This window comes from Streptomyces sp. CA-251387 (assembly GCF_050936625.1).
In the GTDB taxonomy this organism is placed as follows: domain Bacteria; phylum Actinomycetota; class Actinomycetes; order Streptomycetales; family Streptomycetaceae; genus Streptomyces.
The window spans coordinates 296,747-319,906 of record NZ_JBNJMJ010000001.1; the positions used below are offsets into that span (position 1 = coordinate 296,747).

Genomic DNA, 23,160 nt, shown 5'->3' on the forward strand with positions numbered 1-23,160 from the left:
GTCGCTGTCATTCGGCCCCTGGGCCGGCGTCCCCCTCAACCAGGGCGTCGCCCAGGGCCGTTCGCCGGTACAGGACGTAGTGGCCCTGCCGCCCGGACTCCAGCAGGCCCGCCTCCCGCAGAACCGACAGGTGGGCCGACACGGTCGAGGGCGCCAGGCCGTGACGGCGGGCCAGATCCGTCGTCGACGACGCGGTGCCGAGGCCGGCGAGGACGGCCGCGCGCTGATGGCCGACCAGCCGGGCCAGTGCCTCCGGCGGGCGCGGTTGCGGCGCGGTGTGCAGACGGCCCATGCCTCGAGCCGGGTAGATGACCGTCGGCTGCCAGGGTCGGGCGAATCCGCTCACGACGTCCGGCCACACGAACACGCTCGGCATGAGCAACACGCCTCTGCCGTCCGGGCGTTGAGCGTCCGGCACATCGACGTACCTGCGCAGGGTGAGGGTGTGGCCGGCCCAGTCGACGGCCGGGTGCAGGCCCGTGAGCAGCGCGTCGAGGCCGCCGTCCGCCGCCTGACGCGAGCGGTGCGCGATGTCCGCCTCGAGAACGGCGCGGTGGCGCGGCCAGTCCGGGGCGAGCAGGGCGTGCCAGGCCCGTTCGGTGAGGTCGGCGAGGCGCCGGACGGTGGCGGCGGGGTCGTCGAGCGCGGCCCTCCCCCGGGGCGACTCGGCGAGGCCCGGGGTGCAGGCCAGGGAGCGGGCCATCTCCGCGTGGGCCAGGGCGGGGTCGGTGGCGCGCATGCGGGCCAGCTCGTCGTCGAAGGAGGGGTACGGCTCCTCCGGGGGCGCACCGAGGAAGTCCGGGGTGTAGCCGCCGGGCGGCGGGATGAACAGCCACAGCGGCGCCAGGTCGAGGCCGGCGACGGTACGCCGCATACGGCGCAGCCAGCCCTGGTGGTAGCCGTGCCGGGACGGCCGGCGGAGCAGCCGCAGCGCCTCGTGGGTCTGGCACAGCGGCGAGATAGCGAACCGGCAGCGCGTGAGGTCGGCGGTGCCGAGATGCAGGGCGAGCGGCATGGCGACCTCCGAGCCTCCCAGGTGAGCAGCGATTGCGTCCCGGACCGAGGATTCGTCCTGGACCGAAAGAGTAGAGCTGCCCGCCGCGGCCCAGCACGCTTGCCCCGACTCCCCATGTCGGAAAGGCGGATGGATGGGCAGCGTACGTCCCGCTCCCTGGCAGCGGGCCACCGTCGTCGCGGCGTTGATGCTGGCGGCTTTTACCTTCAACACGACCGAGAACCTGCCGGTCGGCCTGCTCGCGCTGATGGCCGAAGACCTGCGCGTGCCGCTCGCCGCCGTGGGCGCCCTCGTCACCGGGTACGGCCTGACGGTGGCCGTCGTGTCACTGCCGCTCGCCCATGTCACCCGTTCCGTGCCGCGCCGGTATCTGCTCGCGGGACTCCTGGGGCTGCTCGCCGCGGCCAGTTGGGTGTCTGCGCTGGGCGGGGTGTCGTACGGGGTGCTGCTGGCGGCGCGGGTGGCGACGGCGGTGGCGCAGGCGTTGTTCTGGGCGGTGATGGGGCCGGTCGCGGTCGGTCTGTTCCCGCCCGGGCGCCGGGGGCGGATCATCGGGCTGCTGTCCGTCGGCGGTTCCCTGGCCACGGTGGCCGGGGTTCCGGCCGGGACCTGGCTGGGCGGGCACGTCGGCTGGCGGGCGCCCTTCGCCCTGCTCGGCGTGCTCGCGCTCGTGTCCCTCGTGGCCATCGGCGTCCTGCTGCCGTCGTCCCGCCCGGAGGACGGCCACTCCGCGTACGGCGCGGTCCCCGACCGGCGCAGGTTCTACGTCGTGCTTGCGGTCACCGCCCTGTCGGTGACCGGTGCCTTCGCCGCGTTCACGTACGTCGTGGCCTTCCTCGACGAGGTGAGCGGACTGGGCGAGGACGCGGTGAGCGCCGTGCTGTTCGCGTTCGGCGGGGCGGCGCTGGCCGGGATCTTGGTGACCGGGCCGCTTCTCGACCGCTTCCCGCGGACCACGCTGACCGTGCCGGTGGCGGCCCAGGCGGTGGCGCTGCTCGGCCTGTGGGTGACGGGCCACCACCCGGCGGCGAGCGTCGTGCTGATCATGCTGCTGGGCGCATCGGTCGCGCCCGCCTTCATGGCGACGCAGAGCCAGGTGCTGCGGGTGGCGCCGGGCCGCACCGAGACGGCCCTGGCGGCCAACTCGGCGGCCTTCAACGTGGGTGTCGCCGCCGGTGCGCTGCTCGGTGGCGGGCTACTGTCCGCGGTCGGGGTGCGCGGCACGTTCCTCGTCGGGGGGCTGGTGACGGTGGGGGCGCTCGCGGTGCTGTGCCTGCCGATGCGCACGGGTGCCGGGGGCGTGGGCGGCAAGGGCGGGGCGGAAATGGGGCGGTACCGTGCGGACGCGGGGTGGTGACGGTCTATCGTGTCGTCATGTCCGTCCCTGAACTGATCCGTATCGTCTCCCGCGACTCGCCGATGGCGCTCGCCCAAGTGGAGCGTGTCCGCGCCGAGTTGACGGCCCTGCACCCCGGTGTGCGCACCGAGGTCGTGCCGGTGAAGACGACCGGTGACAAGTGGATGGGCGATCTGTCCAAGGTCGAGGGCAAGGGCGCGTTCACCAAGGAGGTCGACGCCGCTCTGCTGGCGGGCGAGGCCGATCTCGCCGTGCACTGCCTCAAGGACATCCCCGCCGACCGGCCGCTGCCGGCGGGGACGACGTTCGCCGCGTTCCTCAAGCGGGACGACATCCGGGACGCCCTCGTGCATCCCGACGGGCTCACGCTGGACGAGTTGCCGGCCGGGACCCGGATCGGCACCTCCTCGGTGCGCCGCGTCGCGCAGCTGGCCGCCACCCACCCGCATCTGGAGTGCGTGCCGTTCCGCGGCAACGCCAACCGGCGGCTGGAGAAGCTGGCCGCCGGTGAGGCGGACGCGCTGCTGCTGGCGGTGTCCGGCCTCGAACGCATCGGCCGCGGTGACGTGATCAGCGAGGTCCTCTCCCCCGAGACGATGATGCCGCCGATCGGCGCGGGCATCCTCGCACTGCAGGTCCGGGAGGGCGACACCGCGCTCATCGACGCGGTGAGCGGCCTCGGTGACCCGGACACCTATCGGGAGGCCACCGCCGAGCGCATGTTCCTGCACGTCCTCCAGGGGCACTGCAACAGCCCGATCGCCGGGTACGCGCGCGTGGACCGCGGCGGCGAGCTGTCCCTGCGGGCGTGTGTGTTCACGCCGGACGGCAAGACGCGGCTCAACGCCCACGAGTGGGCGGGCCGGCTGGACCCGGCCACGCTCGGCACGTCGGTCGCCGTCGCGCTGCTGCGTCAGGGCGCCCGCGAGATCATCGACGGCATCCCGCACTGAGACACCTGGTCGTGCCGACGCTCGCGCGTCAGGCGGTGCCCTCTTCGGCCTGGTCCCGCAGGAAGTTGCTCACCTGGTGCGCGAGACCGTCCCGCAGGCTCGCGGCGTGGGCGCCGACCGCACTCTCCTGCAGCCCGAGACCGCCGGTCCACAGCCGGCGGTCGGCCCACTCCTCCTCGACGCGCAGCTGGATCTGGACGTCGACCTGGCTCAGGCTCTCCTCCGGGCCGGCGGCGTAGAGCACGGCGGTGGCCCGGCGCAGCGGGTAGACGTCGAAGCCCTCGATGAACTGGGAGTTGCGCCAGTCGATGAACGCCGCCTCGCCGTCGCGGCCGATCCGCACGTCGATCTGACCGTCCTCGAGGTGGATGCCGAGGTGCCGCTCGCCGCGGTTCTCGACGGTGACGCGGACCCGGAAGTACGTCAGCCCCTCGGCGGCGTCGTCCCGTCCGCGCGGCGGCTCGGCGGCTTCCAGCCCGTGGACGCGGACACGCAGACCGGCATGCTCGTCGTACTCGTGCCAGTCCCCGACCACGTTCGGCTCGTACACAGTCCACCTCTCGACCTCAGAGAGCTGCTTCCTATCTTTGCGCTCAGTGCACTGTCAAATGAGCAGAATGCGCTGTGGCCAGCCCATTCGCCCCCTTGATCACCGATCAAGCCGTGGGCAGGAAGAATCCGCTTTCCGGTCCGGCGGCCGTGTTCACCCACGTGCCGCACATCACGTTGCGGGCCAAGATCAGCGAGCCAGCCGGCCCAGCAGCGAGGAGGCCGCGGTGACGCCGAGCGCGGCGGCCACGAGGAGCACGGCGAAGTCGAGCGCGAGGTGCGCGGACGTTCCGAGGAGGAGGCCGCGCAGGGCGTCGACCTGATAGCTGAGCGGGTTGGCCTTGCTGATCGCCTGGAGCCAGCCCGGCATCACGGACAGCGGGTAGAGCGCGTTGGAGCCGAAGAACAACGGCATCGTGATGGCTTGCCCGAAGCCCATCAGCCGGTCACGGCTGAGGACGATGCCGGCGATGGTCATCGACAGGCACGAGAAGAAGGCGGAGCCGAGGATGACGACCGCGGCGACGCCGAGCAGCTTCAGCGGGTTCCAGGTCAGCGCGACGCCGAGCAGCGCGGCGATGACGATCACGACCACGGCCTGGACCAGGGACTTCACCCCGGCCGCGAACGTCTTTCCGGTGATCAGGGCGGAGCGTGGGGTCGGGGTGACGAGGAGTTTGTTCAGGATGCCGGCGTCGCGTTCCCAGATGATCTGGATGCCGTAGAAGATGGCGACGAACATCGCGGACTGGGCGATGATGCCGGGGGCCAGATAGTCGATGTAGGGGACGCCGTCGCTGGGGATCGCCCTGAGCCGGGTGAAGGTCTGGCCGAAGATCAGCAGCCAGAGGGCGGGCTGGACCGCCCGGGTGTACAGCTCGGTGCGGTCGTGGCGCAGCTTCTGCAGCTCCACGGCGCACAGGGCCACGACACGGGCGGGCAGCAGCCGCCAGCCGGGGCGGGGTTCGGGCGGCCGCAGCAGCAGGTCGATACCGCCGGCGGCGGCCCGGTCAGCCGACGCGGCGTGCGGTCCGGCGGGTGCTTCGGACATCGCGGAAGTCTCCTGAACTCTCGTCGAGCCCGCTGCCGGCGATGTCGCGGAAGACGTCCTCCAGCGTGGGCAGCGGGTCGGTGGCGGCGGCGCCCGCGGCGCGCCGGCGCGCGCCGAGCCCTTCCCTGAGCTCGGCCGGGGTGCCGAGGGCCCGGATGCGGCCGCGGTGCATCAGGCCGATCCGGTCGCAGTACTGGTCGGCCTCGTCCATGTAGTGGGTGGTGACCAGGACCGTCATACCGGTGGCGGCGCGGACGGCGTTGATGTGCTCCCAGACGGCGGTGCGGGCGATCGGGTCGAGGCCGATGGTCGGCTCGTCGAGGATCAGCAGGCGTGGCGCGCTGACCAGGGCTTGGGCGAGTTCGAGCCGGCGCACCATGCCGCCGGAGTAGGTGCCGGCGAGCCGGTCGGCGGCGTCGGTGAGACCGACCGCGGCCAGCGCCTGGCCGACCCGGGCGGTGCGTTCGCGGCGGGGTACGTCGAAGACGCGGGCGAAGAGGGTCACGTTCTCGCGGCCGGTGAGGCTCGCGTCGGCGGACAGCTGCTGCGGGACGTAGCCGAGCAGGCGCCGTACGGCCATACGGTCGGCTGCGGCGTCGTGTCCGAAGACGCGGACCATGCCGGCGGGTACCGGAAGGAGGGTGGTCATGCAGCGGATCGCTGTGGTCTTCCCGGCGCCGTTGGGACCGAGCAGCCCGAAGACCTCGCCCTCGCGCACCGTCAGGTCGAGTCCGTCCACCGCGTGGGTCTCACCGAAGGTGTAGGTGAGTCCGGTGCAGGCCACGGCCTCGGCGACGTCTCGTGTCATGGTCGCTCCGCCTCCTCGCGCAGTGTCTCCGCCAGCCTGCGCAACGCCGGGACCGCCGCGAGCAGCGTCCGGCGGTCCGCCTCCTCGAGGCGGCACACCTGCCGTCGTACCAGATCGGCGCGCCGCCTGCGCCACTCGCTCAGCCGGGCCTCGGCCGCGGGCGTGGGCAGCAGTCGGGCCGCGCGCCGGTCGGCCGGGTCCGTCTCGCGGACCAGATACCCCTGCCGGGCAAGCTGGTTGACCAGCGTGGACACCGAATTGCCCGCCAGATACAGCTCCTTGGCCGCTTCCGAGATCCCGATGCCGGGCCGCTCCCCGACCAGCCGCAGCAGCTCCACCTCCGCGCCGCGCAGCGGCGGTGCGGATATCTCCCGTCGCAGTCGGCGCCGGATCAGGCGCTGGACCCCGACGAGCGCGTCGGCCAGCTGTTCCGGGAAGGTCTCCTGCTCCACGTCCTCGACGTTACCTCTGTAGCAGAGGTAACGAGACCCAAGGGACAGCAAGGGAGATCCCACCTCTCGACAAACACATAGTTGTCCGGCGGTCACACGTAGTCGCATTCACGAATTTTGTTTCGGATGCTGTTTCAGAGGGAATTGACCTATATGTGCTTCGGACAGGAGGCACGTCCGTGGGAGCCGGCCCCACCAGGCCCCTGGGTGTCCTCCATGAGGTCCGAGTCCGCGCCTCCCGCGGTGTCTGTCCAGCCAGCACCTGCTGAGGAGGTGCGCACCGATGAGTGCCACCACCAGAACGAAGCAGCATCCGCACGACGACGCCCCTGACACCGCCGAGGCGTTCGACCGGCTCGTGGGAATGCCCGAGGGACCGGAACGCAAGGCGCTCAGGGACGATCTGGTTCAGGCCTGGTTGCCCATGGCCGAGCGGATCGCCGTCCGGTTCAAGGGCCGCGGCGAGTCCCTCGAGGACCTGTACCAGGTGGCCGCCCTGGGACTGGTGAAGGCCGTCGACCACTACGACCCGGCACGTGGCCACGCCTTCGAGGCGTACGCCGTGCCCACCATCACCGGCGAGATCAAGCGGCACTTCCGTGACCACATGTGGACGCTGCACGTGCCCCGCCGGGTCCAGGACCTGCGCAACCGGGTGCGCAGTTCCGCGAAGGAGCTGTCGCAAAGGACCCCGGGGCGCCCGCCCACCATTGCCGAGATCGCCGAGCACGCGCATCTCAGTGAGAGCGAGGTGCGCACCGGAATGGAGGCACTGGAGTGCTTCTCCGCGCTGTCGCTGGAAGCGGAGATGCCCGGCACGGACGGCTACGCGCTGGGGGACGCGATCGGCGGTCCCGACCCGGCGTACGACGTGGTCGTGGACCGCGTGGCCGTCAAGCCGTGTCTGCAGCGGCTTCCGGAGCGTGAGCGGACAATCCTCTACCTGCGCTTCTTCGGCGGGATGACCCAAAGCCGCATCGCCAGTCAGCTCGGCATCTCACAGATGCATGTCTCCCGGCTACTGAGCGGCTGCTTCGCCCATCTGCGCGAGGAACTGCTCGCCGAAGCCCGGTGAAACCCGAAAGGGTGAGTCATTCCTGTGCCGATCCCGGAATCTGCGTCGGGCCGTAACGCTCCAGGGCCTCTTCGAGTTCGACGCGGATTTCGGGCGGCATCCTTCCGTCCCGGCCCCAGATGAGGATCAGTTCCGCGACGTTGCGGAGCTTGATGTTCGTGTGCTGGGAGACGTCCTTCAGCACGGCCCAGCCCTGGTCGGGCGTCACGCGCCCGAGCGCCACGACCATGCCGATCGCCTGGTCCACGACCGCGTGCGAGACCACGGCCTCCTTGAGCTGGTCGACTTCCTCTTCCAGCGCCAGGATGCGTTCGGACTCGTCGGCGGGCTCATGCGGTGTCGCTGCCACGCCTCCATCCTCGTCTCTTTGCCGGTCGTGTGCCAGTGAAGGACGAGACCCGTCATCGGCTCGTTTCGGCGCTCTGCCGGGGGTACTCGACAGGCCCGGGAGCGGATCCGGTTGGACACTGGGAGCAGACCGGTGGCCGCCGGTCGGGCGAGACCAGGACGCGACTGCCATGAACGACGATGCAAGAACTTCCAGGGGCACGGCAGAGGTCGTGTCCACACACTCCGTGTTCGGCGCACCCTGCTGGGTGAGTCTGACCAGCCGCGATCTGGAGGCCACCCAGGACTTCTACTCGGCCGTACTGGGCTGGCGCTGGCGGCCGGCCAAGCTGGGCGACCGTTTCTGGGTCGCGCTGGCGGAGAGCGTGCCGGTGGCCGGGATCGCCGCGGTCGCCTCCATGTGGCAGATGGCGGTGGCGTGGACACCGTATTTCGCCGTGCCCAGTGCGGACGAGGCGGTGGCACGGGTGCAGGAGCGTGGCGGCACCACGGCCGTCGGGCCGCTGTCGCTGCCCCCGGGGCGGGCGGCGCTGCTGGCCGACCGGGACGGGGCGACGTTCGGTATCTGGGAGGGCGAGCTCATGTCCAGTTGGGAGACCTGGCGCCGCGCCGCACCGACGTTCATCCGCCTTCACACCCGCGACGCGTTCGACGCCGCCTTGTTCTACGGCGAGGTCCTCGACTGGGCGTCGGAGCGGCCTGGCTGCTGCGAGGTGCGCTACGAGGGTGGGGAGGTCGTGCTGCGCAGTGGTGGCGATGTCGTGGCGCGTATCGAGTCGGGGGCGTTGGAGGCTGCGCCGGACCCGACGATCCGGCCGCACTGGCAGGTGCACTTCGCTGTCGCGGACGTGGCGGAGTGTGCGCGGGCCGCGGAGTTGCATGGGGGGAGCGTGTTGTCGAAGGGGAGCGATGAGGCGGTGCTGCGGGATCCTGATGGGGCGCAGTTCACCGTGACGTCGCGTCGGGAGCGGTAGCGGTCGTTCGGTGCGACCAATGGGGTGCCACGATGGGTCTTCGGTCGACTGCGGGCCCCTTGGGGCTGGTCGCGCAGTTCCCCGCGCCCCTTCAGGGGCGCTGCCGCGAGGGTCTCGACAGGAGGACCAAGCTGCGGCGTTCGATCAGGAGAGCCGTGCCTGACTTGTGTTCCGACTCGTCCGGGGGGCCCTGTGATTCGGCCGTGTCGATCAACGTCGTCCAGCGGTCGCCGTACGTGGCGTCCGGCAGGCGGAACTCCACCGGCTCCCAGTAGCCGTTGAGCAGCAGCAGGAAAGAGTCGTCCACGACGGGCTGCCCGCACCAGTCGGGCTCGGCGATGGCGTCGCCGTTGAGGAAGACGGCCAGGGAGTGGGCGTCGGAGCGCTGCCAGTCCTCGTCGGCCATCTCGCGGCCGTCCGGCTGCAGCCACACCAGGTCGGGCAGCGGCTGGTCGGGGTGGGTCGCCGTTTCGCCCCGGAAGAAGCGGCGGCGCCGCAGGACGGGGTGGGCGGCGCGCAGGGCGATGACGTACCGGGTGAAGTCGGCGAGGGCGCGCTGATCGTCGGTGAGGTGCCAGTCGATCCAGGAGATCTCGTTGTCCTGGCAGTAGGCGTTGTTGTTGCCGCGCTGGGTGCGGCCGAGTTCGTCGCCGTGGCAGAGCATGGGGATGCCCTGCGAGAGCAGCAGCGTGACCAGGAAGTTGCGCTGCTGACGGGCGCGCAGTTGCAGCACGGCCGGGTCGTCGGTCTCGCCCTCCGCCCCGCAGTTCCAGGACCGGTTGTGGCTCTCGCCGTCGCGGTTGCCCTCGCCGTTGGCCTCGTTGTGCTTGTCGTTGTACGAGACGAGGTCGCGCAGGGTGAACCCGTCGTGCGCGGTGACGAAGTTGACGCTGGCGCGCGGGCGGCGCCGGCTGTGGGCGTACAGGTCCGAGGAGCCGGTGAGCCGGGAGGCGAACTCGCCGAGCGAGCCGGGCTCGCCGCGCCAGAAGTCCCGTACGGCGTCCCGGTACTTGCCGTTCCACTCCGACCACAGCGGCGGGAAGTTGCCCACCTGGTAGCCGCCCTCCCCCACGTCCCACGGCTCGGCGATCAGCTTGACCCTGCTGATCACCGGGTCCTGCTGGATCAGGTCGAAGAACGCCGAGAGCCGGTCCACCTCGTGGAACTGGCGGGCAAGGGTGGCCGCGAGGTCGAAGCGGAAGCCGTCGACGTGCATCTCGGTGACCCAGTAGCGCAGGGAGTCCATGATCAGCTGCAGCACGTACGGGTGGCGCATCAGCAGGCTGTTGCCGGTGCCGGTGGTGTCGTAGTAGTGCGCCCAGTCGCCGTCCACCAGGCGGTAGTACGAGGCGTTGTCGATACCGCGGAAGGAGAGGGTCGGGCCGCGCTCGTTGCCCTCGGCGGTGTGGTTGTAGACCACGTCCAGGATCACTTCGAGGCCGGCCGCGTGCAGCGCCTTCACCATCGACTTGAACTCGTTGACCTGCTGCCCTCGGGTGCCATGGGCGGCGTAGGTGTTGTGGGGTGCGAAGAAGCCGATCGTGTTGTAGCCCCAGTAGTTGGACAGGCCCCGGTCGAGCAGGACGCCGTCCTGGACGTACTGGTGGACCGGCATCAGCTCGACGGCGGTCACCCCGAGGGACGTCAGGTGCTCGACGACCGCGGGGTGCGCGAGTCCGGCGTAGGTGCCGCGCAGTTCGGGCGGGACGTCGGGGTGGGTGCGGGTGAGGCCGCGTACGTGTGCCTCGTAGATGACGGTGTCGGCGTACGGGCGCCGGGGCGGTCGGTCGTCGCCCCAGTCGAAGTACGGATCGGTCACCACGCCGAGCATGGTGTGCCCCGCGCTGTCGCCCGGGGACGGGGCGCCGGGGCTGCGCTCGAAGAGGGAGGCGTGGTTGTCCACCTGGCCGTCCACCGCCCGGCTGTACGGGTCGAGCAGCAGCTTGGCCGGATTGCACCGGTGGCCGAGGTCCGGGGCCCAGGGGCCGTGGACCCGGTAGCCGTAGCGCTGTCCCGGGCCGACGCCGGGCAGATAGCCGTGCCAGACGAAGCCGTCGACCTCGGTGAGCGGGATGGTGGTGTGCCGGTCCTTGTCGTCGACGAGGACGAGCTCGACGCGGTCGGCGACCTCGCTGAACAGGGCGAAGTTCGTGCCCTGTCCGTCGAAGGCGGCGCCCAGCGGATAGGGGTGCCCGCTCCAGGCGGGCACCCCTGTGCGGATCTCTTTGCGACGCCGTCTCGCCGTCACCGGGCCTCCTCCAGGGCGCCGTCCCGGATGCCCGCCGCGTCGGCGATGGCCGTGACGGGCACCTCGCGGGGCACCCGGCGCGCCTCACGCAGGCTGGGCGCGGGCGCCGCCGGAACCAGCGGGGCACGTTCGCCGGCGCGGGCGCGCTGCGAGAACCAGATGACCTTGCTGCCGGTCTCGGTGGCGCAGCACCCCCAGCCGTCGCTCATCGCGGCGAGGTGCTGCAGGCAGGCACGCAGCTCGTGGTCCGGACGCAGGGCGCGGTCGTTGTCGCCGATGGCGGTGATGAGGTGCTGGCCGTTCCACCACATCTCGATCGAGGTGTTCTTGTCCGTCGCGTGCTCGTCGATGGCCCGCAGCAGCATCTCCGCGCCACGGCAGACGGGCTTCACAAGCGTCTCCAGGTCCCAGTACCTGAGGTGAGCGGCCAGAATTCGGCTGACCTGACCCACCCGTTCGGGGCTGACTTCCACGTCGAGGTGGTAGTAGCAGGGCACTGCGGTCTTCACCGTCGTTACCTCCTCACCGCGAAAGCTCCCGCTCTCCTCGCCCCTGCGGGACGGGTCCCCGAGCACGGAGCGTGAGCGCTGATCGCTTCTGAGTCACTCCAGGGTGGGTGCGGTACGCCGTTCGTGCAACAGGAGCAGACACCTGAGGTAGTTGAAGCTCCAACAGGACGCTGCGTCATCGACCATGCACCATGTGTGAAGACCTCGATGCCCGTAACGGAACCCGTGCGTGTGCGCGCACGGGTTCCGCCCGACGGTCGGGAAACGCGTCATCGAGCAGCCCGGAAGGTGAACGGCGCCATGCTGCTACCGGCCAAAGCCGAAGTCGCCCGGCAACTGCGGCGATACCGGGCCTGGGAACGCGCCATGCTCGCGGCCCCGGCCGACCGTGCGGTGCGCGCCACTTTCGAGGACGCCGGCTACACCCTGTGCGTGCTGATGGGGAAGCGCTGCGCGCGGGAGGCCGCGGACGCGGCCGAGCGGTATCTGTGCATCACCCCGGCGGCCTACCTCCGGGAGCAGGACGAACGGGCTTCCGTCCGCGCGGCTGCGCGGCAGGGGCCGTCGAGATCACGGCGGTGGCGTTTCCTCGCCGGGAGGTAGCCGCCTTCCGGAACAAGCTTGGACCCCGGCCGGGCCTGGTGCCCGGCCTCGAGCACGGTGGAGGTGAACCATGGGCAGGACCAAGACGAGGACCCGGGCCAGGACCGGGACGATCGGCCGCATCCCGGTACGGGACGTACAGCCGGCCGTGGAGTGCGGCCGGAATCCGGCGAAGGCGGTCGCCGGCGAGACCTTCGAGGTCACCGCCACCGTGTTCCGTGAGGGCCATGACGCCGTGGCCGCCAATGTCGTGCTGACCGACCCGGACGGCCGCCTGGGCCCGTGGACGCCCATGCACGAACTGGCCCCGGGGAGCGACCGCTGGGGTGCCAAGGTGACGCCGCCCTCGGTGGGCCGCTGGACGTTCCATGTGGAGGCCTGGAGCGATCCGGTGGCCACGTGGCGCCACACCGCCCGGATCAAGGTTCCGGCCGGGATCGACGTCGGGCTGGTGCTGGAGGAGGGCAGCGAGCTGTACGAGCGTGCGGCCGCCGGGGTGCCCGACAAGGCGGGGCGGGCGACTGTGCTGGCCGCCGCGGAGGCGCTGCGGGACGACTCGCTGCCGCCCGAGTCGCGGCTGGTGGCGGCGTTCGCCGCGAACGTGGATGCGGTGTTGGGGCGGTATCCGCTGCGGGACCTGGTCACCGCCTCGGATGCGCTGCCGCTGCTGGTGGAGCGCGAACGCGCCCTGTACGGGGCCTGGTACGAGTTCTTCCCCCGCTCCGAGGGCACCCCCGAACGCCCGCACGGCACCTTCACCACCGCCGCGCGCCGGCTGCCCGCGATCGCCGCCATGGGCTTCGACGTGGTCTACCTGCCGCCCATCCACCCCATCGGCACCACCTTCCGCAAGGGCCGCAACAACACCCTGTCCGCCGGCGCGGACGACGTCGGCGTGCCCTGGGCCATCGGCTCCCCCGAGGGCGGCCACGACGCCGTCCACCCCGACCTGGGCACCCTCGAGGACTTCGACCGCTTCGTCGCCCGCGCCGCCGAACTCGGCCTGGAGATCGCCCTCGACTTCGCCCTGCAGTGCTCCCCCGACCACCCCTGGGTACAGAAACACCCCGAGTGGTTCCACCACCGCCCCGACGGCACCATCGCCTACGCCGAGAACCCGCCGAAGAAGTACCAGGACATCTACCCCCTCGCCTTCGACGCGGACATGGACGGCCTGATCACCGAGACCCTGCGGGTGCTGCGGCACTGGATGGCCCACGGGGTGCGGATCTTCCGGGTGGACAACCCGCACACCAAACCGGTGGTGTTCTGGCAGCGGGTGATCGCCGACATCAACCGCACCGACCCGGACGTGATCTTCCTGGCGGAGGCGTTCACCCGGCCGGCGATGATGCACACCCTGGCCCAGATCGGCTTCCAGCAGTCCTACACCTACTTCACCTGGCGCAACAGCAAGCAGGAGCTGACCGAGTACCTCACCGAGCTGTCGGGTGAGGCGGCGGCCTACATGCGGCCGAACTTCTTCGCCAACACCCCCGACATCCTGCACGCCTACCTCCAGCACGGCGGCCGTCCCGCCTTCGAGGTGCGTGCCGTGCTGGCCGCCACCCTCTCGCCCACCTGGGGCATCTACAGCGGCTACGAGCTGTGCGAGAACACCCCCCTGCGCGAGGGCAGCGAGGAATACCTCGACTCGGAGAAGTACCAACTCCGACCCCGCGACTGGGAAACCGCCGAACGCGAGGGCCGCACCATCACCCCCCTGATCACCCGGCTCAACGCCATCCGGAGAAGCCATCCCGCCCTCCACCGGCTCAGGAACCTCCGCTTCCACCACACCGACAACGACGCGCTCATCGCGTACAGCAAACGCACGGGCCCGGACACCGTTCTGGTGGTCGCCAACCTTGATCCCCACCACACCCAGGAGGGCACGGTCTCGTTGGACATGCCGCACCTCGGCCTGGACTGGGATGCCTCCCTGTCCGTGCTCGACGAACTGACGGGTGAGACCTACCGCTGGGGCAGGACCAACTACGTACGCCTGGAGCCCGGCAGGGCACCCGCGCACGTGCTCCACGTCCAGGCATCACCACCCCAGATCGGAGGGTCGCCCGCGTCATGACCGTCAACGAGCCCGTGCTGGACACCTTCGAGGACACCCCTGCCAAGGATCGTGACCCGGACTGGTTCAAGCGCGCCGTCTTCTACGAGGTCCTGGTCCGCTCCTTCCAGGACTCCAACGGCGACGGCGTCGGCGACCTCAAAGGCCTGACCGCCAAACTCGACTACCTGCAATGGCTCGGCGTCGACTGCCTGTGGCTGCCGCCCTTCTTCAAATCACCCCTCCGGGACGGCGGCTACGACGTCTCCGACTACACCTCCGTACTGCCCGAATTCGGCGACCTCGCCGACTTCGTGGAATTCGTCGACGCCGCTCACCAGCGCGGCATGCGCGTCATCATCGACTTCGTCATGAACCACACCAGCGACCAGCACCCGTGGTTCCAGGAATCGAGAAAGGACCCCGACGGCCCTTACGGCGACTACTACATGTGGGCCGACGACGACAAAGCCTACGGCGACGCCCGCATCATCTTCGTCGACACCGAACCCTCCAACTGGACGTACGATCCGGTCCGGGGGCAGTACTTCTTCCACCGCTTCTTCTCCCACCAGCCCGACCTCAACTACGAGAACCCGGCCGTCCAGGAGGAGATCCTTGCCGCCCTCCGCTTCTGGCTGGACCTGGGAATCGACGGCTTCCGGCTCGATGCCGTGCCCTACCTGTACGCGGAGGAGGGCACGAACTGCGAAAACCTGCCCGCGACCCATGAGTTCCTGAAACGCGTCCGCCGAGAGATCGACGCGATGTATCCGGACACGGTGCTGCTGGCGGAGGCCAACCAGTGGCCGGAGGACGTCGTCGACTACTTCGGCGACTTCCAGTCCGGCGGCGACGAATGCCACATGGCCTTCCACTTCCCGGTGATGCCCCGCATCTTCATGGCCGTCCGGCGGGAATCGCGCTACCCCGTCTCCGAAATCCTCGCCAAGACCCCGGCCATCCCCTCCGGCTGCCAGTGGGGCATCTTCCTGCGCAACCACGACGAGCTGACCCTCGAAATGGTCACCGACGAGGAACGCGACTACATGTGGGCGGAGTACGCCAAGGACCCGCGTATGCGCGCCAACATCGGCATCCGCCGGCGCCTCGCCCCGCTCCTCGACAACGACCGTCATTCGATCGAGCTCTTCACCGCCCTGCTGCTCTCCCTCCCGGGCAGCCCGATCCTCTATTACGGCGACGAGATCGGCATGGGCGACAACATCTGGCTCGGCGACCGCGACGCCGTCCGCACCCCCATGCAGTGGACCCCGGACCGCAACGCCGGCTTCTCCACCTGCGACCCCGGCCGGCTCTGTCTGCCGACCATCATGGACCCGGTCTACGGCTACCAGGTCACCAACGTCGAGGCCTCCATGGCCTCCCCGTCCTCACTCCTGCACTGGACCCGCCGCATGATCGAGATCCGCAAGCAGAACCCGGCCTTCGGGCTCGGCTCCTACACCGAGCTGCACTCGTCCAACCCGGCGGTCCTCGCCTTCCTGCGGGAGTACGAGGACGACCTGGTGCTGTGCGTGAACAACTTCGCGCGGTTCGCGCAGCCCACCGAGCTCGACCTCCGCGAGTTCAGCGGACGCCACCCGGTCGAGCTGTTCGGCGGAGTCCGTTTCCCGGCCATCGGCGAACTGCCGTATCTGCTGACTCTCGGGGGCCACGGCTTCTACTGGTTCCGGCTCACCCGAGTCGCATCCCGCATCGGCCGACGCCTTTCGGCGTGAGCTTTGAGCGTGTGCCGAGGAAAGGACGCGTCACCATGCAGAAGACCGCATCTCCCCGACCGAGCCGTACGGTCGACGCCGGCCCGATGGCCTCGCTTTCCGGGCTGCTGCGCGAGTGGCTGCCACGGCAGCGCTGGTTCGCGGGCAAGGACCGGCCCGTCACGGACCTCGTGCTGCTGTCGATGACGGAGCTGTTCCCGGGCTGTCTGCATCTGTTGGTGCACGCCGGTCACTCGGCGGTGCCCTCGCCCGGCGGCGCTCCCCCGGCCGGTGACTGCTACCAGCTGCTGCTCGGCGTACGGCAGCATCTGTCGCCGCGGCTCGGCCGGGCACTCATCGGCCGTGCGGAGGAGGGGCCACTGGCCGGGCTGACGGTCTTCGACGCGTTGCAGGACCCCCGGTCGGCCCAGCTGCTCCTGGAGCGGCTGCGGCATCCCGGCGCGGCGGGCCCGCTGCGCTTCGAGGCGGACCCCTCCGTGTCCGTGCCGGCCGGGCTCGTGCCGCGGCTGCTGGACGCCGAGCAGTCCAACTCCTCGCTGGTGTACGGCGACACGTTCATCCTGAAGCTGTTCCGGCGCATCCAGCCCGGTGTCAATCCCGACCTGGAGCTGTCCGGCGCGCTGGCCGGGCAGGGCTGCCGCCGAGTACCGGCCCCGGTGGCCTGGTTCCGCACGACGCACCCCTGGGAGGCGACCCTCGGTGTGCTGCAGCCGTTCCTGCGGGACGCCTCCGACGGCTGGACGCTGGCGCTGGGCGCCCTGGCCTCGGGGGACGACTTCACGGCGGAGGCCCATCAGCTGGGCCGGGCGACGGCGGAGGTGCACCTGGCGCTGGCGTCGGCCTTCCCGTCCGGGGCCCACGCCGAGAACGGCCGCATGGCGGCGGCGATGACCGAACGCCTGGAGCTCGCCGCCCACTTCGTCCCGGCGCTCCAGCCCTATGTCCCGGGCCTGCGCACCGCGTTCGGCGCGCTCGCCGGCTGCGATCCGGGGCCGCCCGCCCAGCGCATCCACGGCGACCTGCACCTGGGTCAGGTACTGCGGGCCGGCCGTGAGTGGTTCGTCATCGACTTCGAGGGCGAACCGTCCCGCCCGCTCTCCGAGCGGCGCGGTGTCCACTCGCCGGTGCGTGACATCGCCGGCATGCTGCGCTCCTTCGACTACGCCGCCCGGCAGCGCCGTCCGTGGCGTCCGGAGTGGGCGCGCCGCTGCCGGGAGGCCTACTGCGCGGGCTACGCCGCCCTCGCCGGATGGGACCCGCGCAAGAAGCACGGACTGCTGCGTGCGTATGAGACCGACCGCGCCGTGTACGAGGTCCTGTACGAGGCCCGGCACCGACCCGACTGGTTGCCCGTACCGATGGCGGCGATCGAACGCCTCGCCGTGAGAGGAGCCTGACCCCATGGCCCTGCACGAGACCTCGCCCCCCGAGCCGGCCGGACCGGGGCGGTACGCCGCCGCGCCCGGCCTCGACCCGGCCGACCGTGACCGCCTGCTGTCGGGCGCCCACCACGATCCGCACGCGCTGCTCGGCGCCCATCCCGTCCCCGGTGGGATCGCCTTCCGGGCGCTGCGGCCCTTCGCGCGTGCCGTGAGCGTGGTCGTCGACGGCGAGCGCACCAGGCTGGTCTCCGAGGGGGGCGGCCTCTTCTCCGGCGTACTGCCGCTGGACGCGATCCCCGCCTACACGCTGCTGGTGGCGTACGCCGAGGACGAGTCGGACGAGCGCGAGGTCCACGACCCGTACCGCTTCCTGCCCGCCCTCGGCGAGCTCGACCTGCACCTCATCCGCGAGGGCCGGCACGAGCAGCTGTGGAAGGCGCTCGGCGCCGAGCCGATGACCCACCAGGGCGTGAGCGGCACCCGGTTCACCGTGTGGGCGCCGAACGCCCAGGGGGTACGGGTCGCCGGGGACTTCTGCTGCTGGGACGGGACCGCGTTCCCCATGCGGTCCCTCGGGGCGTCCGGCGTGTGGGAGCTGTTCCTGCCGGGCATCGGCGAGGGCACCCGGTACAAGTTCGAGATCACCTCCCGCTACGGCGGCCGGTTCCTCAAGGCCGACCCGATGGCACGCCGTGCGGAGGTCCCCCCGGACACGGCGTCGATCGTGCACGCCTCGCACCACGAGTGGGGCGACGAGCAGTGGATGGCGCACCGGGGCGACGTCCCGGTGCACCAGGCTCCGTTCTCCGTGTACGAGGTTCATCTCCCGTCCTGGCGTCCGGGCCTCGGCTACCGCGAACTCGCCGAGGAACTGCCCGGGTACGTCAGCGATCTCGGTTTCACCCATGTCGAGTTCATGCCGGTCGCACAGCATCCCTTCGCCGGTTCGTGGGGCTACCAGGTCACCGGTTTCTACGCGCCGACCGCACGCCTCGGTACACCGGACGACTTCAAGTACCTGGTGGACCGGCTGCACCAGGCCGGCATCGGCGTGATCGTCGACTGGGTGCCGGCGCACTTCCCCAAGGACGACTGGGCGCTCAGCCGGTTCGACGGGGACCCCCTGTACGAGCCCGGCGACTCGCGGCGTGCCGAGCATCCGGACTGGGGCACGTTCGAGTTCGACTACGGCCGTACCGAGGTGCGCAACTTCCTCGTCGCCAACGCCACGTACTGGTGCGAGGAGTTCCACATCGACGGGCTGCGCGTGGACGCCGTCGCCTCCATGCTCTACCTCGATTACTCGCGGGAGTCGGGTGAGTGGGCGCCGAACGCCTACGGCGGGCGGGAGGACCTGGCCGCGATGGCGTTCCTGCAGGAGATGAACGCGACCGTGTACCGGCGCAACCCCGGGGTCGTCACGATCGCGGAGGAGTCGACCGCCTGGGGCGGGGTGACCCGGCCGACCGACAGCGGCGGGCTGGGGTTCGGGCTGAAGTGGAACATGGGCTGGATGCACGATTCGCTGCAGTACATCGCGAAGGAGCCGGTGCACCGCAAGTACCACCACAACGAGATGACCTTCTCGATGGTGTACGCCTACAGCGAGAACTACGTGCTGCCGATCTCCCACGACGAGGTCGTGCACGGCAAGCAGGCGCTGGTCTCCAAGATGCCCGGCGACTGGTGGCAGCGACGCGCCAACCACCGCGCGTACCTGGGCTTCATGTGGGCCCACCCCGGCAAGCAGCTCCTCTTCATGGGGCAGGAGTTCGCGCAGGGCGCCGAGTGGTCCGAGGCGCACGGGCCCGAGTGGTGGCTGCTCGATCCGGGGTACGCGTCCGCGGGCGACCATCGTGGCGTGCAGGACCTGGTCCGTGACCTCAACGTCCTGTATCGCGCGACGCCGGCCCTGTGGGAGCGGGACACCGACCCAGGTGGTTTCCAGTGGTCCCTCGGGGACGCCGCCGACGACAACGTCTTCGCCTTCCTGCGGTACGGAGCCGCGGGCGACGCCCTGCTGTGCGTCTCCAACTTCTCCCCCGTGGTCCGTCACGACTACCGCCTCTGGGTGCCGGACCACATCACCGCCTGGCAGGAGACCCTCAACACTGACGCCGCGCGCTACGGCGGCAGCGACGTCACCAACCCCGATCCGGTCAAGCCGGAGGACGGCCGCATCGGTCTGACGCTGCCTCCTTTGGCCACGGTGTACCTGCTGCCCTGCCCCTGACGCGCCGGGCCGGGCTCACACGATCAGGACGATGGCGTAGATCAGGAAGAAAGCGGCGATCACCACCACGAGGAGGATGATCAGGGTCAGGGGCGCCTTGGCCCAGCCCGTGGGCGGGTTGTGCGTCTCGCGGGGGCCCGCGCCGGGCATGCTGCTCTCCGCGGGCGGGGTCTCACCCGGGGGTACTCCGCCGCCGGGTTCGAGGCCGGTGGTGCTCTCGGGCTCCGGATCGGGGTTCGGGCGGCGGTCCGGGTCGGAATTCGGATCAGGGTTCGGGTACGTCATGCCACCCGGGTTCCCCCATGGCACCGAGATCACCAAACGAGGTCAATTGTCAGTTCCCGGCACCAGGCGCTCTCAGCTGGGCTAGATTCGGGCACCGCCGATAACGGAACTCATCGGTGATGTCACACCCGGTACACATCTGGAGCAGCGCATGCGCAACCTCGGCCTCGCTCCCCCGACCGTCACGCCGCTGACCGGCGGGCTCGCCGACAGCGTCTTCGAGACAGCGGCCCGCAACCCCATGCTGCCGATGCTCGCGCGCCGCTCCGACCCCTCCTCCCCCGCCTGGGAAGAGGTGACCGCCGTGGAACTGCGCGACGAGGTGACCGATCTGGCCAAGGGACTCATCGCCTCCGGGATCTCTCCGGGCCACCGCGTGGCCATCATGGCGCGCACCCGGTACGAGTGGACGGTGTTCAGCTACGCGCTGTGGGCGGTGGGCGCCGAGGTGGTCCCGATCTATCCGACGGCGTCGCGCGATCAGGTCGAGTGGATCCTGCGGGACGCCGAGTGCGTGGCCGTGCTGGTCGAGGACGAGCAGGCGGTCATGACGGTGGGCTCGGTGTGCGGATCGCTGCCGCGGCTGCGCCATGTCTGGCAGCTGGACGCGGGCGGGCTCGGGCAGCTGGTGGAGCGGGGCGAGTTCATCCCGCTCACCACGGTCGAGTCGCTGCGCCGCATCGTGCTGCCGGACTCCACCGCCGCCGTCATGTACACCTCCGGCACAACAGGCCGCCCTCTGGGCTGCGCGCTGAGCCACCGCGGTCTGGCGAGCCCCTGCGACACCCTCCTGGCGGGCTGGGGCCACGTGGTGATCCCGCCCGGCGAGCAGCAGGGATCGGTGCTCGCCTTCCTGCCCTTCTCCCATGTGTACGGCCTTCTGATCCAGGCACTGTGCATCCGCGGCGGCATTCTGATGGGGCACGAGCCCGACCTGAACGAGACGGCGCTGTCGTCGGCCCTGCGCACCTTCCGCCCGACCTACTTCTGCGCCGTACCGTCGCTCTTCGAGAAGATCTACAAGAACTTCCTGCGCGCTGCCCAACAGGCGGGCCGCGGCGCGCTGTTCGAGCGGGCCGCCGACACGGCGCGGGACTTCGCGGCGGCCCTGGAACGGCAGCGGCTGGGCGGCGGGCCCGGCCCCGGGTTCGACCTGCGGCTGCAACACGCCCTGTACGAGCGGACGGTGTACCGCAAGCTGCGGGCCGTGCTGGGCGGCAGGGTGATGTACGCGACGTCCGGCGGCTCGTCCCTGAACCGTGAACTCTCCCTGTTCTACGAGGGCATCGGCATCTACGTGAACGACGGCTACGGCCTCACCGAGACCTGCGGCGGGGTCACGGCGCAGCCGGTCGGCCGGGAGATGTCGGGGACGGTCGGGCGGGCGCTGCCGGGCACGGACATCCGGGTGGCCGACGACGGGGAGATCCTGGTGCGGGGGCCGTCGGTGTTCCAGGGCTACGTCAACGACGAGGCGGCGACGCGGGCCGCGCTGCGCGGTGGCTGGCTGGCGACCGGGGACCTCGGGCGGCTGGACTCCGACGGCTATCTGACGATCACGGGGCGCAAGAAGGACGTCATCATCACGAGCAGCGGCAAGAGCGTCTCCCCGGCGGTGCTGGAGCAGCGGCTCAGGATGCATCCGCTGGTCCATCAGGCGGTGGTCGTCGGCGACAACCGGCCGTGCATCGGGGCGCTGATCACCCTGGACCCGGACTTCCTGGCGTACTGGCGCGAGGGCCTTGCGGTGCGCAGCGACGCGCGGATGCGCGAGGCGCGGGAGGAGAACGCGCTGCGGGAGGAGATCGCGCGGGCCGTGGCCGCCGCCAACAGTGCGGTGTCCCGCTCGGAGTCCATCCGTGTGTTCCGGGTGCTGCCGGAGCCGTTCGATGTGGCCAGCGGGCTGCTGACACCGTCGATGAAGCTGCGTCGGGACGCGATCGTGCAGCGCTATGCGCTCCAGATCGACGCGATGTACCAGGCCCGCTCGCGCGCGCCCCAGGAGAGCGTGTCGGAGGAGCTGGCGTACTGGGACGACACCGACAACGTCTTCGGCTGAGCGCGTCTACTCGCCGGTGGTGAGCCGTACGACGTTGGACTGCTCGCCGAGGACGAAGGCGCGCACCCGGAAGGTGGCTCGCTTCTCACCGGGCAGGGTGACCAGGGTGGTGGCGGTGACGTCCGGATCGACCACGGCGACGGGTTCGTACCCGGTGCTGTTCTCCTTGCGCATCTCCAGGAGGAAGCCGTCCTCGCCGGAGGAGTGGTCGGTCCAGGTGAAGCGGATGCCGTCCGGCAGTTCGGCGCGGTCCGGCCGGGACACGGGACCGCGGTAGGCCCGCAGGCGGTAGAAGAACGTGGTGTGCGGCATGAGATCGGGGTGGCGGTACCTCGACACCTGCCGGGGCAGATGGTCCAGGACGGTGTAGGGGCCCGCTTCTTCGGTCGCGAACTCCAGCACGTGGCCCGCGACTCCCGGTCTGCTGTCCGTCCAGTCGAGGTCGATGTCGGTGGGTGTCGTGAGGACACCTCGCAGTGGCTGTTCCGGGTCGGCAGCCTCGGCCGAGCAGGCCGGCAGCGCCAGGATCAGCGCTGCCGACGCCGCGATGCGCGCCTTTCCTCGCATACGGCGGCCGCTACTTGCGCCAGAAGCGGATGTCGCTCCACTCCACGGTGGCCGGCCCGCTGCCGCTGTTGGTGCGGTAGGCGCCGAACTTGTCGTAGAAACTGCCGCCGGGGCTCGCGTAGGTGTGCTTGAGCGAGCCGTTGATGTAGGTGCGGTGCTCGACGCCGACCTGATGGACCGTGTTGACGCGCACGGTCGCCCCGACGGTTCCGGCGTTCGAGAGGGTGGCGCCGCCGTGCACCGCGTACAGCCTGCCGCCGCGCTCGACGGCGAGCATGAAGTACGGTCCGGAGCCCGACTCGTGGAAGGTCTGCTTGAGGCTGATCCGGGTGCCACTGAGGCTGGTGATGCGGAAGTAGCCCTCGAACTGGCGCGTTCCTCCGGTGTAGGTGGCGTAGCGCCGTTCAGCCCGTTGGTCGCCGCTCGCGGTGGAGCAGGTGAGCCGGAACGTCAGTCCTTCGACCTGGCCGCAGCCCCGCTCCTGCACGCTGTAGCCGGGGGACACCGACTGCCAGCCGCCGGGCTCGACTTCGGCGAAGGCATGCGGGGCGGCGAGCAGGGAGGTGACGCACAGCGCCGAGGCGACGGTGAGGGTGAGGGTACGCAGGCGTGGGGGCATCCTGCCTCCTGTCCGATATAGGATCACATACGTGAACTGCGGCCTCTTATTTGGACGGTCGATGGGGACGTTAGGTCCAGACCAACGACCCGTCAAGAGATCACGCGTACACGTCTTTCACCTCCGAACCGGTGTGCCCCCGTGCGGGTTGGGGCAAGGTGGCTGTCGACGGGTTCATCTGCCTGCTGCTCCCGGCTGGCGGAACGACCGGTGGCGCGGTGGGATCGAGGCGTGCGAAGCCGCGATCCAGGGGCAGGCGAACGACG

At 70.5% G+C, this 23,160-nt stretch carries 21 protein-coding genes; 10 read left to right on the plus strand and 11 right to left on the minus strand.

Annotated features, from left to right (window positions below; translation table 11 throughout):
- Nucleotides 1–7: 7 nt before the first annotated feature.
- Nucleotides 8–1,015 (minus strand): DUF5937 family protein, encoded by a 1,008-nt coding sequence (locus ACQEV2_RS01380; RefSeq protein WP_433035424.1) that lies wholly within the window; start codon nucleotides 1,013–1,015, stop codon nucleotides 8–10.
- 133 nt (nucleotides 1,016–1,148) lie between these two features.
- Between ACQEV2_RS01380 and ACQEV2_RS01385 the strand changes: the two genes are divergently transcribed.
- Nucleotides 1,149–2,372, plus strand: a complete 1,224-nt coding sequence (locus ACQEV2_RS01385; RefSeq protein WP_433035427.1) for an MFS transporter — start codon at nucleotides 1,149–1,151, stop codon at nucleotides 2,370–2,372.
- Between the two features lie 17 nt (nucleotides 2,373–2,389).
- Nucleotides 2,390–3,325: a hydroxymethylbilane synthase gene (hemC, locus tag ACQEV2_RS01390; protein WP_433035430.1), complete on the plus strand. Its 936-nt coding sequence runs from the start codon at nucleotides 2,390–2,392 to the stop codon at nucleotides 3,323–3,325.
- Between the two features lie 28 nt (nucleotides 3,326–3,353).
- Here the strand turns inward: hemC and ACQEV2_RS01395 are convergent, their stop codons facing one another.
- The 4 genes from ACQEV2_RS01395 to ACQEV2_RS01410 form a co-directional block, all read right to left on the minus strand.
- The gene (locus ACQEV2_RS01395) at nucleotides 3,354–3,875 is read right to left on the minus strand and encodes a hypothetical protein (RefSeq protein ID WP_433035433.1); all 522 of its coding nucleotides are present in this window, start codon (nucleotides 3,873–3,875) and stop codon (nucleotides 3,354–3,356) included.
- A gap of 189 nt (nucleotides 3,876–4,064) precedes the next feature.
- The gene (locus tag ACQEV2_RS01400; protein WP_433035436.1) at nucleotides 4,065–4,925 is read right to left on the minus strand and encodes an ABC transporter permease; all 861 of its coding nucleotides are present in this window, start codon (nucleotides 4,923–4,925) and stop codon (nucleotides 4,065–4,067) included.
- Nucleotides 4,885–5,733 (minus strand): ABC transporter ATP-binding protein, encoded by an 849-nt coding sequence (locus ACQEV2_RS01405; protein ID WP_433035439.1) that lies wholly within the window; start codon nucleotides 5,731–5,733, stop codon nucleotides 4,885–4,887. The genes ACQEV2_RS01400 and ACQEV2_RS01405 overlap by 41 nt, the downstream gene beginning before the upstream one ends.
- Nucleotides 5,730–6,185: a MarR family winged helix-turn-helix transcriptional regulator gene (locus tag ACQEV2_RS01410; protein WP_433035443.1), complete on the minus strand. Its 456-nt coding sequence runs from the start codon at nucleotides 6,183–6,185 to the stop codon at nucleotides 5,730–5,732. Before ACQEV2_RS01410 ends, ACQEV2_RS01405 begins: the two co-directional genes overlap by 4 nt.
- Before the next feature lie 283 nt (nucleotides 6,186–6,468).
- Between ACQEV2_RS01410 and ACQEV2_RS01415 the strand changes: the two genes are divergently transcribed.
- Nucleotides 6,469–7,260, plus strand: coding sequence for an RNA polymerase sigma factor SigF (locus ACQEV2_RS01415; RefSeq protein ID WP_433035446.1), 792 nt, complete (start codon nucleotides 6,469–6,471; stop codon nucleotides 7,258–7,260).
- Nucleotides 7,261–7,276: 16 nt separating this feature from the next.
- Here the strand turns inward: ACQEV2_RS01415 and ACQEV2_RS01420 are convergent, their stop codons facing one another.
- On the minus strand, nucleotides 7,277–7,609 hold the full coding sequence (locus ACQEV2_RS01420; protein ID WP_433035449.1) for an ANTAR domain-containing protein: 333 nt from the start codon (nucleotides 7,607–7,609) through the stop codon (nucleotides 7,277–7,279).
- Between the two features lie 169 nt (nucleotides 7,610–7,778).
- Here ACQEV2_RS01420 and ACQEV2_RS01425 point away from each other — a divergent pair, with 169 nt between their 5' ends.
- Nucleotides 7,779–8,582, plus strand: a complete 804-nt coding sequence (locus tag ACQEV2_RS01425) for a VOC family protein (RefSeq protein ID WP_433035452.1) — start codon at nucleotides 7,779–7,781, stop codon at nucleotides 8,580–8,582.
- A gap of 91 nt (nucleotides 8,583–8,673) precedes the next feature.
- Here the strand turns inward: ACQEV2_RS01425 and glgX are convergent, their stop codons facing one another.
- Nucleotides 8,674–10,791 (minus strand): glycogen debranching protein GlgX, encoded by a 2,118-nt coding sequence (glgX, locus tag ACQEV2_RS01430; RefSeq protein WP_433054108.1) that lies wholly within the window; start codon nucleotides 10,789–10,791, stop codon nucleotides 8,674–8,676.
- 35 nt (nucleotides 10,792–10,826) lie between these two features.
- Nucleotides 10,827–11,339, minus strand: a complete 513-nt coding sequence (locus ACQEV2_RS01435; protein ID WP_433035455.1) for a pep a2 — start codon at nucleotides 11,337–11,339, stop codon at nucleotides 10,827–10,829.
- 300 nt (nucleotides 11,340–11,639) lie between these two features.
- Here ACQEV2_RS01435 and ACQEV2_RS01440 point away from each other — a divergent pair, with 300 nt between their 5' ends.
- The 5 genes from ACQEV2_RS01440 (at nucleotide 11,640) to glgB (ending at nucleotide 19,364) form a co-directional block, all read left to right on the plus strand.
- Nucleotides 11,640–11,942, plus strand: coding sequence for a DUF5133 domain-containing protein (locus ACQEV2_RS01440; protein ID WP_433035458.1), 303 nt, complete (start codon nucleotides 11,640–11,642; stop codon nucleotides 11,940–11,942).
- 70 nt (nucleotides 11,943–12,012) lie between these two features.
- Nucleotides 12,013–14,028, plus strand: coding sequence for a maltotransferase domain-containing protein (locus ACQEV2_RS01445; RefSeq protein ID WP_433035461.1), 2,016 nt, complete (start codon nucleotides 12,013–12,015; stop codon nucleotides 14,026–14,028).
- Nucleotides 14,025–15,749, plus strand: a complete 1,725-nt coding sequence (gene treS, locus ACQEV2_RS01450; RefSeq protein ID WP_433035464.1) for a maltose alpha-D-glucosyltransferase — start codon at nucleotides 14,025–14,027, stop codon at nucleotides 15,747–15,749. The genes ACQEV2_RS01445 and treS overlap by 4 nt, the downstream gene beginning before the upstream one ends.
- 35 nt (nucleotides 15,750–15,784) lie before the next feature.
- A complete protein-coding gene (locus ACQEV2_RS01455) occupies nucleotides 15,785–17,146 on the plus strand; it encodes a maltokinase N-terminal cap-like domain-containing protein (RefSeq protein ID WP_433035467.1) in 1,362 nt (453 codons plus the stop codon).
- 4 nt (nucleotides 17,147–17,150) lie between these two features.
- On the plus strand, nucleotides 17,151–19,364 hold the full coding sequence (gene glgB / locus ACQEV2_RS01460; protein ID WP_433035470.1) for a 1,4-alpha-glucan branching enzyme: 2,214 nt from the start codon (nucleotides 17,151–17,153) through the stop codon (nucleotides 19,362–19,364).
- Nucleotides 19,365–19,379: 15 nt separating this feature from the next.
- Here glgB and ACQEV2_RS01465 read toward each other — a convergent pair whose 3' ends face one another.
- Nucleotides 19,380–19,649 carry a DUF6480 family protein gene (locus ACQEV2_RS01465; protein WP_433035473.1) on the minus strand — a complete coding sequence of 90 codons (270 nt, stop codon included), beginning with the start codon at nucleotides 19,647–19,649 and terminating at the stop codon, nucleotides 19,380–19,382.
- 151 nt (nucleotides 19,650–19,800) lie between these two features.
- Here ACQEV2_RS01465 and ACQEV2_RS01470 point away from each other — a divergent pair, with 151 nt between their 5' ends.
- On the plus strand, nucleotides 19,801–21,708 hold the full coding sequence (locus ACQEV2_RS01470; protein ID WP_433035476.1) for an AMP-dependent synthetase/ligase: 1,908 nt from the start codon (nucleotides 19,801–19,803) through the stop codon (nucleotides 21,706–21,708).
- A 6-nt stretch (nucleotides 21,709–21,714) separates the two neighbouring features.
- Here the strand turns inward: ACQEV2_RS01470 and ACQEV2_RS01475 are convergent, their stop codons facing one another.
- Both ACQEV2_RS01475 and ACQEV2_RS01480 read right to left on the minus strand, forming a co-directional pair.
- On the minus strand, nucleotides 21,715–22,275 hold the full coding sequence (locus ACQEV2_RS01475; RefSeq protein WP_433035479.1) for a fibronectin type III domain-containing protein: 561 nt from the start codon (nucleotides 22,273–22,275) through the stop codon (nucleotides 21,715–21,717).
- Between the two features lie 10 nt (nucleotides 22,276–22,285).
- Nucleotides 22,286–22,894, minus strand: a complete 609-nt coding sequence (locus ACQEV2_RS01480) for a hypothetical protein (RefSeq protein WP_433035482.1) — start codon at nucleotides 22,892–22,894, stop codon at nucleotides 22,286–22,288.
- Nucleotides 22,895–23,160: the final 266 nt, after the last annotated feature.

What these genes read in the sequence shown, in the direction of transcription:
- ACQEV2_RS01455 (WP_433035467.1), top strand. Translation starts at nt 15,785, where the DNA reads ATGCAGAAGACCGCATCTCCCCGACCGAGCCGTACGGTCGACGCCGGC.
- treS (WP_433035464.1), top strand. Translation starts at nt 14,025, where the DNA reads ATGACCGTCAACGAGCCCGTGCTGGACACCTTCGAGGACACCCCTGCC.
- ACQEV2_RS01465 (WP_433035473.1), bottom strand. Translation starts at nt 19,649, where the DNA reads ATGACGTACCCGAACCCTGATCCGAATTCCGACCCGGACCGCCGCCCG.
- ACQEV2_RS01445 (WP_433035461.1), top strand. Translation starts at nt 12,013, where the DNA reads ATGGGCAGGACCAAGACGAGGACCCGGGCCAGGACCGGGACGATCGGC.
- ACQEV2_RS01425 (WP_433035452.1), top strand. Translation starts at nt 7,779, where the DNA reads ATGAACGACGATGCAAGAACTTCCAGGGGCACGGCAGAGGTCGTGTCC.
- glgB (WP_433035470.1), top strand. Translation starts at nt 17,151, where the DNA reads ATGGCCCTGCACGAGACCTCGCCCCCCGAGCCGGCCGGACCGGGGCGG.
- ACQEV2_RS01405 (WP_433035439.1), bottom strand. Translation starts at nt 5,733, where the DNA reads ATGACACGAGACGTCGCCGAGGCCGTGGCCTGCACCGGACTCACCTAC.
- ACQEV2_RS01380 (WP_433035424.1), bottom strand. Translation starts at nt 1,015, where the DNA reads ATGCCGCTCGCCCTGCATCTCGGCACCGCCGACCTCACGCGCTGCCGG.
- ACQEV2_RS01470 (WP_433035476.1), top strand. Translation starts at nt 19,801, where the DNA reads ATGCGCAACCTCGGCCTCGCTCCCCCGACCGTCACGCCGCTGACCGGC.
- ACQEV2_RS01385 (WP_433035427.1), top strand. Translation starts at nt 1,149, where the DNA reads ATGGGCAGCGTACGTCCCGCTCCCTGGCAGCGGGCCACCGTCGTCGCG.
- ACQEV2_RS01480 (WP_433035482.1), bottom strand. Translation starts at nt 22,894, where the DNA reads ATGCCCCCACGCCTGCGTACCCTCACCCTCACCGTCGCCTCGGCGCTG.
- ACQEV2_RS01415 (WP_433035446.1), top strand. Translation starts at nt 6,469, where the DNA reads ATGAGTGCCACCACCAGAACGAAGCAGCATCCGCACGACGACGCCCCT.
- ACQEV2_RS01475 (WP_433035479.1), bottom strand. Translation starts at nt 22,275, where the DNA reads ATGCGAGGAAAGGCGCGCATCGCGGCGTCGGCAGCGCTGATCCTGGCG.
- ACQEV2_RS01400 (WP_433035436.1), bottom strand. Translation starts at nt 4,925, where the DNA reads ATGTCCGAAGCACCCGCCGGACCGCACGCCGCGTCGGCTGACCGGGCC.
- ACQEV2_RS01440 (WP_433035458.1), top strand. Translation starts at nt 11,640, where the DNA reads ATGCTGCTACCGGCCAAAGCCGAAGTCGCCCGGCAACTGCGGCGATAC.
- hemC (WP_433035430.1), top strand. Translation starts at nt 2,390, where the DNA reads ATGTCCGTCCCTGAACTGATCCGTATCGTCTCCCGCGACTCGCCGATG.